Here is a 13,529-nt window from a genome sequence, read left to right on the forward strand (position 1 = left end):
GCGCGGCTCAGTCGGTGCCTCGCTGACCGGCGCTGTCGTCGGCCGCGTCCGCGTCGGGCTGCCCGGCCGTTCCGGCTGCCGCGCGGCGGTCCAGCACACCCCGGTTCAGGTGCAGTTCGACCAGGTCGTACATGATCTCGCGGGCGGTCGCGTCGTCACTCGGGATGCGCTCGCCGTCGGCGCGGGTGACCAGGCAGTAGGCGACGTAGTGTCCGCGTACCTGCCAGGCGACCCGGGCCGCGGCCTTCTCCACCGCCTCGGTGCCGTCGCCCGCCGCCATGCCACGGAACCGTCCCTGGCGCGCGTCGAGCAGCGGCCGGATGCGGTCGCGTACCCGCTGGGCGGTGGCCACGTCGGTGAGGTTGAACAGACCGGCGGTGATCAGGTGGTCGCCGTCGGGGGAGCGGAGCGTGCCCCGCACGACCTGGTTGCAGCCGAGCCGGACCAGCAGGTCGGCGATCTCGCCGGTGGCCGCGACCTGACACTTCGTGCTGGCCTGGGTCTTCAGCACCCGGTAGGCCGGCTTCTCGTCGGCGACCACCAGGTCCTTGACCGGGAAGACCTCCTTGGCGGTGAGCGACGCCTGGTCGGTGTCCCGGGAGTCCAGGTCGGTGCCGCCGGACGGCGTGCTCGACTCGGTCGGCTGCGGGGTGGGCTGGGCGGCGGGCGGCTCGGCGGTGCGCTCGTCCAGCAGCGCGGCGACGGCGAGCCCGGTGAGCGAGAGCAGGAGCAGCACGGCGGCGCCCCCGACGAGCGTCTGCCAGAACCGGCCGCCGCCACGGCGCTCGGCGCGCCGGGTCCGGGGCGGCTCGATGGCGGCGGCGCGGGCGGTCGGGCCGACCGGGATCGGCACTGTCTGCCGGTTCGCCGCGGCCGGTACGGGCGCCGGCATCGGCGGTGCGGGCTGCGGCACCGGGGAGGGCTCCCGTGGTGGCGCGGGCCGTCCGGGTGTGGGTGCCGGGGCGGGTGGCGCCGGCATCGGGGCACGGTCGTCGGCCGCCTGCTCGTCGGGGCCGCCCTGCTCGGCCGCGCCGGCCGGCGGCAGCGCGGGTTGCGCGGTGGGGCGCGGCGGCGGGGGCAGCGACGGCGTGGGGAAGCGGGAGCGTGACGGACCCGCGGGCGGGGGCGGCACGGCTGAGGGCCCGTTCGGGGCCGACCCGGGCTTCGGGTACTCCAGGAAGGCGTCCTCATCGGACTCGTACCGGTACACCATGTGGCATAGAGTAGGACTGATTGTCCCTTTCAGGGGTAATATCGGGAAATTCTGGTGGAGTGGCGTCGAACCCTGCCTGTGACACCGTCGCCGGAACCGCTGCGGCCCGGTGCGAGAATGCCCGCGTGACCGGCGACCACTACTTCACCGCTGAGCCCTCGACCCCGGCCCGCCCGCGCGAGGTCGAGTTCACAGTCGCCGGGCGCGACTACACACTCGGCTCGGCCGGCGGCGTCTTCTCCGCCGACCGGCTCGACCCGGGCACCGCCGTGCTGCTGCGCAAGGCCGACCTGCCGGCCGCCGACGTCACCGGCGCGTTGCTCGACATCGGCTGCGGCTTCGGCCCGATCACCTGCGTCCTCGCCACTGTCGCGCCGAAGGCCACCGTCTGGGCCGTGGACGTCAACGAACGGGCCCGCGCCCTCACCACCGCCAACGCGGCAAGGGTCGGCGCCGCCGACCGGGTACGCGCCGTCGCGCCGGACGACCTGCCGGACGACGTCACGTTCACCCAGATCTGGTCCAACCCGCCGATCCACATCGGCAAGCCGGAACTGCACGGCCTGCTGCGGCGCTGGCTGCCCCGGCTCGCCCCGGACGGCGTGGCCTGGCTCGTCGTCGCCCGTCACCTCGGCGGCGACTCGCTGCACCGCTGGCTGGTCGAGCAGGGCTGGTCGGTCGAACGGCACGCCAGCCAGAAGGGCTACCGGGTGCTACGGGTCACCCGGTAATCCGGTGTCGCCCACCGGTCCGGCTCGGGCAGGATGCCCGCGTGGGATACGTGGACGTGGCAGGGGCCGGGCACATCCTCCCGGACGGGCGTGAGCTGTTCAGCGACGTGTCGTTCCGGGTCGGTGAGGGCGCCAAGGTGGCACTCGTGGGCCCCAACGGCGCCGGCAAGACCACCCTGCTGCGGATGGTCGCCGGTGACCTGCCGGTGAAGACCGGCGCGATCGCCCGCTCCGGCGGGCTGGGCGTGATGCGCCAGTTCATCGGCATGATCGGGGACGAGTCCACGCTCGCCGACCTGGCGCTCTCCCTCGCCCCGCCGGCGCTGCGCGACGCCGGGCGGCGGCTCGCCGAGACCGAGGCGGCCATGCGGGCGGCCGAGGTTCGCGGCAAGTACAGCTCCGCCGCCGCCAAGACCCAGCTCGCGTACGCCGAGGCGCTCGCCGCCTGGGGTGAGACCGGCGGGTACAACGCGGAGGTCCTCTTCGACACCGTCGCCACCATCGTGCTGGACCTGCCGTGGGACAGCGCCCGGGAACGGCCCGTCCGCACGCTCTCCGGCGGCCAGCAGAAGCGCTTCGCGCTGGAGTTGCTGCTGCGCGGCCCCGACGAGGTGCTGCTGCTCGACGAGCCGGACAACTTCCTCGACGTACCCGGCAAACGCTGGCTGGAGGCGCGGCTGCGCGAGTCGGCCAAGTCCGTGCTCTACGTCTCGCACGACCGGGAACTGCTGGCGCAGACCGCCGACCGGGTCGTCGCGGTGGAGGGCGGCAGCGCCTGGGTGCACCCGGGCGGCTTCGCGAGCTGGCACTCCGCGCGGGTGGCCCGGCACGCCCGCCTCGACGAGCTGCGCAAACGCTGGGACGAGGAACACCAGAAGCTGCGCGAGCTGATGCTGATGTACAAGCAGAAGGCCGCGTACAACGACGGGATGGCGTCGCGCTACCAGGCCGCGCAGACCCGGTTGCGCAAGTTCGAGGAGGCCGGGCCGCCGCCCGTACCCCCGAAGGACCAGGACATCCGGATGCGCCTGACCGGCGGGCGGACCGGCAAGCGCGCGGTGATCGCCGAGCAGCTGGAGTTGGACGGCCTGACATACCCGTTCGACCTGGAACTCTGGTACGGCGACCGGGTGGCGGTGCTCGGTGCGAACGGCACCGGCAAGTCGCACTTCCTGCGGCTGCTGGCGCGCGGCGGCACCGACCCGGAGCCGGGCAACACGCCTGTCGACGGCGCGGGCGCGCTCGCGCCGGTCGCGCACGGCGGCGTGGTCCGGCTCGGCGCGCGGGTCCGGCCCGGGCACTTCTCGCAGACCCACGACCGGCCGGAGCTGATGGGCAAGACCCTCGTCGAGGTGCTGTGGCGCGGCGACGACCACCGGGCCGGCATGGACCGGCACGCCGCGATGGCGGCGCTGTCCCGGTACGAGCTGGCCGGTCAGGGCGACCAGCGGTTCGGCACGCTCTCCGGCGGGCAGCAGGCCCGCTTCCTGGTGCTGCTGCTGGAACTGTCCGGGGCGACGCTGCTGCTGCTCGACGAGCCGACGGACAACCTCGACCTGGCCTCGGCCGAGGCGTTGGAGGCCGGGCTGACCGCGTTCGAGGGAACGGTCGTCGCTGTCACCCACGACAGGTGGTTCACCCGTACCTTCGACCGGTTCGTGCTGTTCCGTGGCGACGGCGACGTGGTGGAGACACCGGAGCCGGTCTGGGACGTGGGCTGAGCTGCTACCCGAGGGTGGGCCCCGGGGAGCGGGCATAGGGTGGATCTCGTGAGTGAGATGACCTTCCGCCGGCTGGGCGACTCCGGGCTCGTGGTGTCCGTTGTCGGTATCGGCTGCAACAACTTCGGCCGCAAGCTCGACCTCGACGGCACCCGGGCGGTGGTGGACGCCGCGCTCGACGCCGGGATCAACTTCTTCGACACCGCCGACATCTACGGTGAGCCGCAGGGTGCCTCCGAGGAACTGCTCGGTCAGGCGCTCAAGGGCCGCCGCGACGACGTGGTGGTGGCCACCAAGTTCGGCATGGACATGAACGGCGCGAACGGGCCGGACCACGGCGCCCGGGGCGCTCGCCGCTACATCGCCCGCGCCGTCGAGGCGTCGCTGCGCCGGCTCGGCACCGACCACATCGACCTGTACCAGATGCACGAGCCCGACCCGGGCACCCCGATCGACGAGACGCTGGCCGCGCTGAACGACCTGGTGACCGCCGGCAAGGTGCGCTACCTGGGCAACTCCAACTTCGCCGGGTGGCAGATCGCCGACGCCGACTGGACCGCGTCGTCGCAGGGCCGTACCCGGTTCATCTCCGCGCAGAACCACTACTCGCTGCTGGAACGCGGCGTCGAGGACGAGGTCATCCCGGCCTGCGAGCGGTTCGGCCTGGGCATGCTGCCGTTCTTCCCGCTCGCAAACGGGCTGCTCACCGGCAAGTACAAGCGGGGCGAGGCGCCCCCGGCCGGTAGCCGGCTGGCCGGTGGCGGCCGGTACGCCGAACGGCTGGCCGCCGCGCGCTGGGACGTCATCGAGGCGATCGAGGCGTACGCGGCCGAGCGCGGCATCAGCATGCTCCAGGTGGCCATCGGCGGCCTGGCCGCCCGTCCCGCCGTAACGTCGGTGATCGCCGGCGCGACGACCCCAGAGCAGGTGAAGTCCAACGCCGAGGCGGGAACCTGGCAGCCCTCAGACGAGGACCTGGAGGCCCTGGACGCCATCCTCTGACGCCCGCCCCACCGTCCGCGCGTCGATCTTGCAGTTTCTGCCCCTCGGGTGCCCGTTTCGCGGCTTCTGCGGGGGCGACAACTGCAAGATCGGCGCGCGTTGGCGTGGGAGGAACGTTACGGAGGGCTTCCGTACGGGCGGGAGGCGTCGTACGGTAGGCCGCAAGTGACCCACGGGAGCCCGGTGCGGACCGGGCTGAGAGGGGGGCTGGGAGCCCCCGACCGTCGAACCTGATCCGGGTAATGCCGGCGCAGGGAGGAGCGTTGCCGTGCTGTCCCTGGGACGACTGCATCTCATCACCGACACCCGGCCGGGGCGTGACCCGCTCGCCGTGCTGCGTGCCGCCCTGCCCGTAGCGGGCGCCGACCTCGTCGTACAGGTGCGTGTGGAGGACGACGCCACCGACCGGGAGGCGTACGAGCTGGCCCGGCTGGTGGTCGACGCCTGCCGGCCGTACGGGGCGCGGTGCCTGGTGAACGACCGGCTGCACGTGGCGCTCGCGGTGGACGCCGCCGGGGGCCACGTCGGCGCGGACGACCTGCCGGTCGCAGCCGCGCGCCGGGTGCTCGGCCCGGACGCCGTGCTCGGCGCGACCGCCCGCGAGCCGGCCGGCGCCCGCGTGGCGGTGGACGCGGGCGCGACCTACCTGGGCGTGGGCCCGTGCCACGTCACCACCACCAAGGCCGGCCTGCCGGATCCGATCGGCCCCGAGGGGATACGCGCGGTCGCCGAGGCGGTGAGCGTGCCGGTGATCGCGATCGGTGGGGTCACCGCCGGGACCGTGCCGACGTTGCGGGCCGCCGGGGCGTACGGGGTGGCGGTGGTCGGCGCGCTCAGCCTGGCCGCCGATCCCGCACACGCCACCGCCGAGCTGATGCGGGCGCTGACGTGTTAAAAGGGGGCCCTTCCTCTACCGGAGGCGTTAAAAGGGGGCCCTTCCTTACCGACGTGGCGGTGGTGGGGGGCGGGCCGATCGGGTGGGCGATCGCGTGGCGGTGCGCGCAGCGCGGACTGCGCGTGGTGGTGCACGACGACCGGCCCGGGTCGGGCGCCTCGTCGGTGGCCGCCGGGATGCTGTCGCCGGTCGCCGAGGCGTACTTCGGTGAGCACGAGCTGACCGCGCTGCTCGTCGAGTCCGCCGCCCGCTGGCCCGGTTTCGCAGCCGAGCTGGCCGGGGCGAGCGGCGTCGACATCGGGTACCGCACCGAGGGCACGCTCGTCGTCGGGCTCACCGCCGACGACCTGGCCGAGGCGGGGCGGCTGTGGTCGTACCAACAGGGTCTGGAACTGCCGATCACGCCGCTGCGGCCGTCGGAGCTGCGCGACCGCGAACCGGCGCTGGCGCCGCGCGTGCGCGGCGGCGCGGTGGCCCCCGGCGACCACCAGGTCGACCCGCGGCGGCTGGTCGCCGCGCTGCGCACTGCCGCCGAACGCGCCGGTGCGGAGCTGCGCCCCGCCCGCGTCGGCGCGCTGTCCGACGTGGACGCCCGCGTCACGGTGGTCGCGGCCGGCTGCGGCGCGGCGGCGCTGACCAGCCTGCCGGTCCGTCCGGTGAAGGGCCAGGTGCTGCGGCTGCGCGCGCCGGGCGGCGGCCCGCCGGGCTTCCGGCACGTGATCCGGGGGTACGCGGACAGCGAGTCGGTCTACCTGGTGCCCCGGGACAGCGGTGAGGTCGTCGTCGGGGCGACAGTCGAGGAGCGCGCCGACACCGCTGTCACCGCCGGTGGGGTGCTGACGCTGCTGCGCGCCGCCGCCGAGCTGGTGCCGGAACTCGTCGAGTACGAGCTGGCGGAGGCCGTGGCCGGGTTGCGTCCCGGTACGCCGGACAACGCGCCGATCATCGGGCCGCTGCCCGGGCGGCCGGGCGTGCTCGCGGCCACCGGGCACCACCGGCACGGCATCGTGCTCACCCCGGTCACCGCCGACCTGGTCACCGAACTGATCGTCACCGGCGAGCCGGATCCCGCGCTCGCCCCCTTCACCCCGGATCGCTTCGGGAAGGAGCGCACGTGGAACTGATCGTCAACGGCACCGGCCGGACGCTGCCCGACGGTGTCACAGTCGCGGAGGTGGTCCGCGCGGTCACCGACCGGGAGCGCGGGCTCGCGGTGGCGGTGAACGGTGAGGTGGTGCCGCGCGGCGGCTGGTCGGCGAGCGTGCTGCGCGACGGCGACCGGGTCGAGGTGCTCAGCGCCACCCAGGGCGGGTGAGCGGATGTCCACGCTTGAGATCGGTGGGGTCACGTTCGGCTCCCGGCTCGTCCTCGGCACCGGCGGCGCGGCCAACCTGCACGTGCTGGAGCAGGCGATCCGGGCCTCCGGCACCGAGCTGGTGACGTTGGCGCTGCGCCGGGTGGACACCACGCCCGGTGGGTCGGGCGGCCTGCTCGACCTGGTGGAGCGGTGCGGCGTACGGCTGCTGCCGAACACGGCCGGCTGCCGTACCGCCGTGGAGGCGGTGAAGACGGCGCACCTGGCGCGGGAGGCGTTCGACACCGACTGGGTGAAGCTTGAGGTGATCGGCGACGAGCGCACGCTCCTGCCCGACGGGGTGGAGCTGCTGCGCGCCGCCGAGGAACTGGTGGCGGACGGGTTCACGGTGCTGCCGTACACGTCGGACGATCCGGTGCTCGCGCGGCGGCTGGCCGACGTGGGCTGCGCGGCGGTGATGCCGGCCGGGTCGCCGATCGGTTCCGGACTGGGCATCGGCAACCCGCACCACATCCGGCTGATCCGGCAGTCGGTCGACGTGCCGGTGGTGCTCGACGCGGGCATCGGCACCGCGTCCGACGCGGCGCTCGCGATGGAGCTGGGCTGCGACGCGGTGCTGCTGGCGAGCGCCGTGACCCGGGCCGCCGACCCGGTGGCGATGGCCACGGCGATGCGGTACGCGGTCGAGGCCGGGCGCCTGGCGTACGGCGCGGGCCGCATCGCCCGCCGCTTCCACGCCCAGGCGTCCACCCCCGACGAGGGACGGCCCGACCTGTGACCGCCCTACGCGTCGCGGATCTTGGTACGGACACGCCCCCGCAGGGGCGGCCGCGTACCAAGAACTACACCGGCTCGACCGGGGTCGTGCTGTTGACCGATCGTCGGGTGGCGCGGAGGCGGCTCGTTGACGTGGTGGCGGGGGCCGTGGGTGGGGGAGTGCGGTGGGTGGTGCTGCGGGAGAAGGACCTGCCCCGCGCCGAACGCCTCGCGCTCGCCGTCGACCTGCGCGCGATCCTCGCCGAGGCGGGCGGCACGCTGATCGTCGCCGGACCCGACCCGCTCGACGGGGACGCGGTGCACCTGCCCGCCGCCGGCCCGTACCCGCCGCCCGCCGTCGGACTCGTCGGCCGCTCCTGCCACGACGCCGCCGAGTTGGCCCGGCTCACCACCGAGCACTACGCGACGCTGTCCCCGGTCTACGAGACAAAGACCAAGCCCGGCTACGGCCCGGCGTTGCGACCGGACGGATTGAGCGAGCTGGTGAAAGCCAGCCCGGTCCCGGTGCTCGCCCTCGGCGGCATCGAAACGGCAGCTCAGGTAGCGGCCTGCGTTGAGGCGGGCGCAACAGGAGTAGCAGTCCTGGGAGCCGTCATGCGCGCCAACGACCCCACCGAAACCGCCACCACGCTGGGCAGAGCCTTCCAGGAGGCGACCACCCGTGTGGCGCACACCCACCCCGCGCGATCCGACGAAGGCCCACACGAGAAGGGCTGCGGCCGACCGTGACCACGGAGGGATCAAGCCTGACCGCCCGGAGTGGGCACGGTCGGCCGCAGCCCTGAACCGCAACCACCGGAGAAGACAAGTGACGCCGAAAACAGTTCTCAGCATCGCCGGCTCCGACTCCGGAGCGGGAGCGGGCATCCAGGCCGACCTCAAGACGTTCGCCGCGCTCGGGGCGTACGGCACGAGCGTGCTCACCGCCGTCACCGCGCAGAGCACCAGGGGTGTTGACGCCGTCCTGCCGCTGCCACCGCAGACAGTGCGCGACCAGATGGACAGCGTGCTCGGCGACTTCGACGTGCGGGCCGTGAAGACGGGAATGCTCGGCACCCCGGCGGTCGCCGACGCGGTGGCCGAGGCGGCCCGGGCCGGGCGGCTGCCGCACCTGGTCGTCGACCCGGTACTCGTCGCCACGAGCGGGCACCGGCTCGGCGTGGTGGAGGCGGTCGAGCGGCTGCTGCCGTACGCGGAGGTGGCGACACCCAATTGCGCGGAGGCCGCGGCCCTCACCGGAGGCCCGGTGGGCACCGTGGAGGAGATGGTCGCGGCGGCCGAGGCGCTCGCCGCGCGCGGACCGGCCTTCGTGGTGGTGACCGGCGGCGACGTGGACGCCGACGGCGAGTCGGTGGACGTGCTCGCTGGTGGCGGGACCACCCGGCTGCTGCGCGCGCCCCGGGTGGACACCCGGCACAACCACGGCACCGGCTGTTCGTTCTCGGCCGCCGTCGCGGTCCGGCTCGCCGCGGGCGACGCGGTGCCGGTCGCGGTGGAGGCCGCCAAGGAGTACGTCACCCGCGCGCTGACCGGCGCGCGGACCTGGGAGCTGGGCGCGGGACGCGGCCCGCTGGACCACTTCGGCTGGTCCGCATGAGCGACAGGGAGGCTGTCATGCAGGCACGTCGCAAGGTGTACGTGGAAGGGTCACGCCCGGACATCCGGGTGCCGTTCGCCGAGGTGACGCTGACCGGGGACAACCCACCGGTACGGCTCTACGACACCTCCGGTCCCGGCTCCGACCCGGAGGCGGGGCTGCCCGCGCTGCGTGGGGCGTGGATCGCCGAGCGGGGCGACGTCGCCCCGGTACGCGGCGCCGGCACGCCGCTGGCGGGCACCCGTCCGACTCAGCTCGCCTACGCCCGGGCCGGGATCGTCACGCCGGAGATGGAGTTCGTGGCGATCCGGGAGTCGGTGACGCCGGAGTTCGTCCGGGACGAGATCGCGGCCGGCCGGGCGGTGCTGCCGCTGAACGTCAACCACCCGGAGTGCGAGCCGGCCATCATCGGCAAGGCGTTCCTGGTGAAGGTCAACGCCAACATCGGCACCTCGGCTGTCACCTCGTCGGTGGCCGAGGAGGTGGAGAAGCTGACCTGGGCCACCCGGTGGGGCGCGGACACCGTGATGGACCTGTCCACCGGCAGGCGCATCCACGAGACCCGCGAGGCGATCGTGCGGAACGCGCCGGTGCCGATCGGCACGGTGCCTATCTACCAGGCGCTGGAGAAGGTCGGCGGTGACCCGGTGAAGCTGAGCTGGGAGGTGTTCCGCGAGACGGTCATCGAGCAGGCGGAGCAGGGCGTCGACTACATGACTGTGCACGCGGGTGTGCTGCTGCCGTACGTGCCGCTGGCGGTGGACCGGGTCACCGGGATCGTGTCCCGGGGCGGCTCGATCATGGCGGCCTGGTGCCTGGCGCACCACGAGGAGAACTTCCTCTACACCAACTTCCGGGAGCTGTGTTCGCTGCTCGCGAAGTACGACGTGACGTTCTCCCTGGGCGACGGCCTGCGTCCCGGCTCCATCGCGGACGCCAACGACGAGGCGCAGTTCGCCGAGCTGCGCACGCTCGGTGAGCTGACGAAGATCGCCTGGGAGTACGACGTCCAGGTGATGATCGAGGGCCCCGGGCACGTGCCGATGCACAAGATCAAGGAGAACGTGGACCTCCAGCAGGAGTGGTGCCACGAGGCGCCGTTCTACACGCTCGGGCCGCTGACCACCGACGTCGCACCCGCGTACGACCACATCACCTCGGCGATCGGCGCGGCGATGATCGGCATGTTCGGCACCGCGATGCTCTGCTACGTCACCCCGAAGGAGCACCTCGGGCTGCCCGACCGCGACGACGTGAAGGCGGGCGTGATCGCGTACAAGATCGCCGCGCACGCGGCCGACCTGGCCAAGGGGCACCCGGGCGCGCAGGCGTGGGACGACGCGCTGTCGAAGGCCCGGTTCGAGTTCCGGTGGTCCGACCAGTTCAACCTGGCGCTCGACCCGGAGACCGCGAGGGCGTACCACGACGCGACGCTGCCCGCCGAGCCGGCGAAGACCGCGCACTTCTGCTCGATGTGCGGGCCGAAGTTCTGCTCCATGAAGATCACGCAGGAGCTGAAGGACTATGCCGCGCGGGGTATGCGCGGCAAGTCGGAGGAGTTCGTCGCCTCCGGCTCACGGGTGTACCTGCCGCTGGCGTGAGCGAGGCCGGGGCGGGCGTGTCGATCCGGCCCGCCCCGGGTCGCCGTTCAGTCGCGGTGGTGCCGCCCGGTACGCAGCGAGCGGGCGTCGGCGGCGTTGTCGTCCGAGGCGAGACCGGCGACCCAGTCGACGTACTCGTCGTCGGTAGCGGCGTCCGGCTCGGCCGCACGGTCGGGCGGCTCCGGGTCGGCCTTGGGCCGGTTACGCCGGAACAGGCCGCGCCGGGTCTTCGTCTTCCCGGCGGGCGTGTCGGCGTCCGCCGGGCCGGCGTGCCGCCCGCGCCGGAGGTCCGGCTCGCCCGTCTCCGGCGCGGTGGCCTCGGGCAGCGCGGTGCCGGCACCGGCCTCGGCCGGTACGGCGGTCGTCGGCTCCGGTCGGGCGACAGGCAGTGCGGCCTTCTCCTCCGGCCGGGAAACCGGCCCGGCGGGACGGGCGTTCGTGGTGAGCGCGTCCCAGCCGGCGCTCGCGCCCGGCTCGGGCAGACCCCGACGGCGGGGACGCGGTGCCGGCTCGGCCGGGGTGACCGCCTCCACGCTGTCCCCTGCCGGCGCGTCCGGTTCGGCGGTGGCGCGCTGCGGGCGGCTCGCCGGGGTGATCGGCCAGGCCGGGCGCACCTCGCCGGGCGCGCCGGCGACCTCCTCGAACATCGGGAACCGGGGCCGGGGCGACGGGGCCGGCGCCGGGCCGTCGTCGAAGAAGAAACTACGTCGGGTACGACCGGGCGGTGCGTCCTCGCCGGCCGGGGAGCCCGTGCGGGGAGCCGGGCCGTCGAGGGAACCGCCGGGCGTGCCGGGGTCCACACTGCCGGGCGTCGAGGCCGCGCTCGCGTCGTCCCGGGCCGGGTTCGCGGCCGGTGGGATCGGGTCGGCGTTCGCCGCCGGGCCGCCCTGCCCGACCGGCGTCGTCGGCGTGGCGTCGGCCGGGGCGGAGTCGGGTGCGGCCGGGCCGGTGGCGCGTGGTCCGGCCTTCGGGGTGCGGCCACGCCGCGAGCGGGTGGGGCGGCCGGTCCCGGCAGTGGGCTCGGCCGGTGGCGCGGCGGCGCTGTCCGCGTCGGCCCGGTCCGGTCCGGTCAGGTCGCCGCCGTCCGTCCGGGGGCCGGGGACGTGGTTCTCGGGGGTGCCGCCGGTGAGCGGCGAGGCGTCCTCGGCGGCGGTGCCCGGGGAGGTGGCATCCGCGGCGCGGGGTGCGGTGGGACCGTCGGCGGGTGACCCTGGTCCGCCGGTGGACCGGCCGGCGCGGGTACGGCGGGGCCGGGTGACCCGTGGCGTGGCCGCCGTCGTTTCCTGAGCCGGTGCCGCATCGTCCGACCCGGCGGCCGGGGCAGCGGGGGCGGCGCTCTCGCCGCCGGCGGATGCGGAGGCGGCGGCCGGGGTGACGCTCGACTCTGGACCCGTGCCCGGACCCGTGCCCGGACCCGTGCCCGGACCCGTGCCCGGGGCCGGGATCGGGTCGGGGCGGCCCGCGGCGAGCACGTCGATGGCCGAGGTCCGGCGCCCCGGGGGCAGCAGGCCCGGCATGGGCTGGCCGTGGGTCGTCGTGTCAACGGTGGCCGGACGGTCGCCCGCCGGCTGATCAGCGGTGGGCAGACCGGGGACGGCAGGCGGGTCGGCGGCGGGAAGGTCGGCACCGGTGGGCGCCGACGTCGTGGTCGAGCCGCCGGGCTCGGGCCAGCTCCAGTGAGCGGGTGCGGCGGCGCCGCTCGTCACCGGAGGCGTGGGCGGGACGGTGGCGGCGGCCGGGGCGGACGAGTGCGGCAGCGGCGCGAGGATGTCGGTGGCCTCGACCGCGTCGGGGTCACCGCTGGCGGTGACCGGCCGGGGCAGCATCGTGGTGGCGGTCGAGCCGAGCGCACCGGCGATCACGGCGATCAGCGCGCCGTAGTAGGGCGCGACCTGGTAGCGGTCGGTGGCCGAGCCGGGACCGGCGGTCAGGTAGGCGAACGCGACGAGCACGGGACCGGCCGCCCCGGCCGCCCCGCCGACCAGCGGCGGCCATTCGGCCCGGCGGGCGAGCACGCCGACCGCCCCGCCGGCCAGCAGGGCGAGCACCGGCAGCAGCAGCATGGACAGGCGTTGCGCCGCCTCCGCATCCAGCCAGGAGGGTTCGAGCACGCCGAGCCGTACGGTGGCCAGCGGGCGGCTGGAGAGGATCGTGGGCGCGACGGAGAGCAGCGCGAACAGCCAGACGATCCCGGCGGTGATCGCCACTCCCCAGCCGAACGGCGGCTTGAGCAGCACGGCGATCGCGGCACCCGCCCCGACCACGGCCCCGAGCGCGGCGCAGATGCCGGCGGCCCAGGCCGCGTCGACGGATCCGCCCAGCTCGGCAGCGCGGGCCGGCTGCATGCACAGCGGGGCGACCACCATCGCGCCGAGCGCGCTGACGCCGGCGACGGAGAGCAGTTCGGTGGTGCCGCCGGGACCGTCGTCGCGGCGGGCGATGCGCTCGGTGAGGACGGCTCCGGCGACCGTGGCGACAGCGGCGAACCAGCCCACCCAGACGAGCTGGGCGGGCCACCGGTTGACCGAGACGTCGACGAACGCGCCGTCGAGGCGTACGACTCCGAAGCCGTACGCGATGCCCAACTGGCCGGCCCCGGCCAGCACGCTCACGCCGAGCGCCGTGAGCAGCAGCCTGCCCCACGTCCGAAAGGCCATGTCCGGCACGTTACGGCCCG

General features: G+C 74.7%; 12 protein-coding genes and 1 riboswitch. Of the genes, 10 read left to right on the forward strand and 2 right to left on the reverse strand.

The genetic code is table 11. The annotated features are described in order from the left end of the window. Positions 1–7: 7 nt before the first annotated feature. Entirely contained in the window at positions 8–1,213 is a 1,206-nt protein-coding gene (locus ACGFIA_RS11860; protein ID WP_357479871.1) for a hypothetical protein, read from the reverse strand. A gap of 125 nt (positions 1,214–1,338) precedes the next feature. Between ACGFIA_RS11860 and ACGFIA_RS11865 the strand changes: the two genes are divergently transcribed. The 10 genes from ACGFIA_RS11865 (at position 1,339) to thiC (ending at position 10,852) form a co-directional block, all read left to right on the forward strand. Then, entirely contained in the window at positions 1,339–1,944 is a 606-nt protein-coding gene (locus ACGFIA_RS11865; RefSeq protein ID WP_357383560.1) for a methyltransferase, read from the forward strand. 41 nt (positions 1,945–1,985) lie between these two features. Further along, positions 1,986–3,665, forward strand: coding sequence for an ABC-F family ATP-binding cassette domain-containing protein (locus ACGFIA_RS11870; RefSeq protein WP_393259743.1), 1,680 nt, complete (start codon positions 1,986–1,988; stop codon positions 3,663–3,665). A gap of 39 nt (positions 3,666–3,704) precedes the next feature. Continuing rightward, a complete protein-coding gene (locus ACGFIA_RS11875) occupies positions 3,705–4,667 on the forward strand; it encodes an aldo/keto reductase (RefSeq protein WP_357471900.1) in 963 nt (320 codons plus the stop codon). Positions 4,668–4,829: 162 nt separating this feature from the next. Next, positions 4,830–4,941: riboswitch (TPP riboswitch) on the forward strand. Beyond that, positions 4,936–5,562 carry a thiamine phosphate synthase gene (gene thiE / locus ACGFIA_RS11880; protein WP_357388983.1) on the forward strand — a complete coding sequence of 209 codons (627 nt, stop codon included), beginning with the start codon at positions 4,936–4,938 and terminating at the stop codon, positions 5,560–5,562. (Overlaps the previous riboswitch by 6 nt.) Next, positions 5,556–6,686 (forward strand): glycine oxidase ThiO, encoded by a 1,131-nt coding sequence (gene thiO / locus ACGFIA_RS11885; RefSeq protein ID WP_357388985.1) that lies wholly within the window; start codon positions 5,556–5,558, stop codon positions 6,684–6,686. The genes thiE and thiO overlap by 7 nt, the downstream gene beginning before the upstream one ends. Beyond that, entirely contained in the window at positions 6,677–6,877 is a 201-nt protein-coding gene (thiS, locus tag ACGFIA_RS11890; RefSeq protein WP_354870441.1) for a sulfur carrier protein ThiS, read from the forward strand. The genes thiO and thiS overlap by 10 nt, the downstream gene beginning before the upstream one ends. Positions 6,878–6,881: 4 nt before the next feature. Further along, the gene (locus ACGFIA_RS11895; protein WP_357388988.1) at positions 6,882–7,655 is read left to right on the forward strand and encodes a thiazole synthase; all 774 of its coding nucleotides are present in this window, start codon (positions 6,882–6,884) and stop codon (positions 7,653–7,655) included. An 86-nt stretch (positions 7,656–7,741) separates the two neighbouring features. Next, a complete protein-coding gene (locus tag ACGFIA_RS11900; RefSeq protein WP_357472044.1) occupies positions 7,742–8,383 on the forward strand; it encodes a thiamine phosphate synthase in 642 nt (213 codons plus the stop codon). A 79-nt stretch (positions 8,384–8,462) separates the two neighbouring features. Further along, a complete protein-coding gene (thiD, locus tag ACGFIA_RS11905; protein ID WP_357388990.1) occupies positions 8,463–9,251 on the forward strand; it encodes a bifunctional hydroxymethylpyrimidine kinase/phosphomethylpyrimidine kinase in 789 nt (262 codons plus the stop codon). Between the two features lie 17 nt (positions 9,252–9,268). Further along, a complete protein-coding gene (gene thiC / locus ACGFIA_RS11910; protein WP_357471903.1) occupies positions 9,269–10,852 on the forward strand; it encodes a phosphomethylpyrimidine synthase ThiC in 1,584 nt (527 codons plus the stop codon). A gap of 47 nt (positions 10,853–10,899) precedes the next feature. On the opposite strand, the gene ACGFIA_RS11915 is transcribed toward thiC, so the two are convergent. Next, positions 10,900–13,509: a hypothetical protein gene (locus ACGFIA_RS11915; protein ID WP_393259749.1), complete on the reverse strand. Its 2,610-nt coding sequence runs from the start codon at positions 13,507–13,509 to the stop codon at positions 10,900–10,902. Positions 13,510–13,529: the final 20 nt, after the last annotated feature.

The organism is Micromonospora sp. NPDC049203, assembly GCF_043197215.1.
In the GTDB taxonomy this organism is placed as follows: Bacteria; Actinomycetota; Actinomycetes; order Mycobacteriales; family Micromonosporaceae; genus Micromonospora.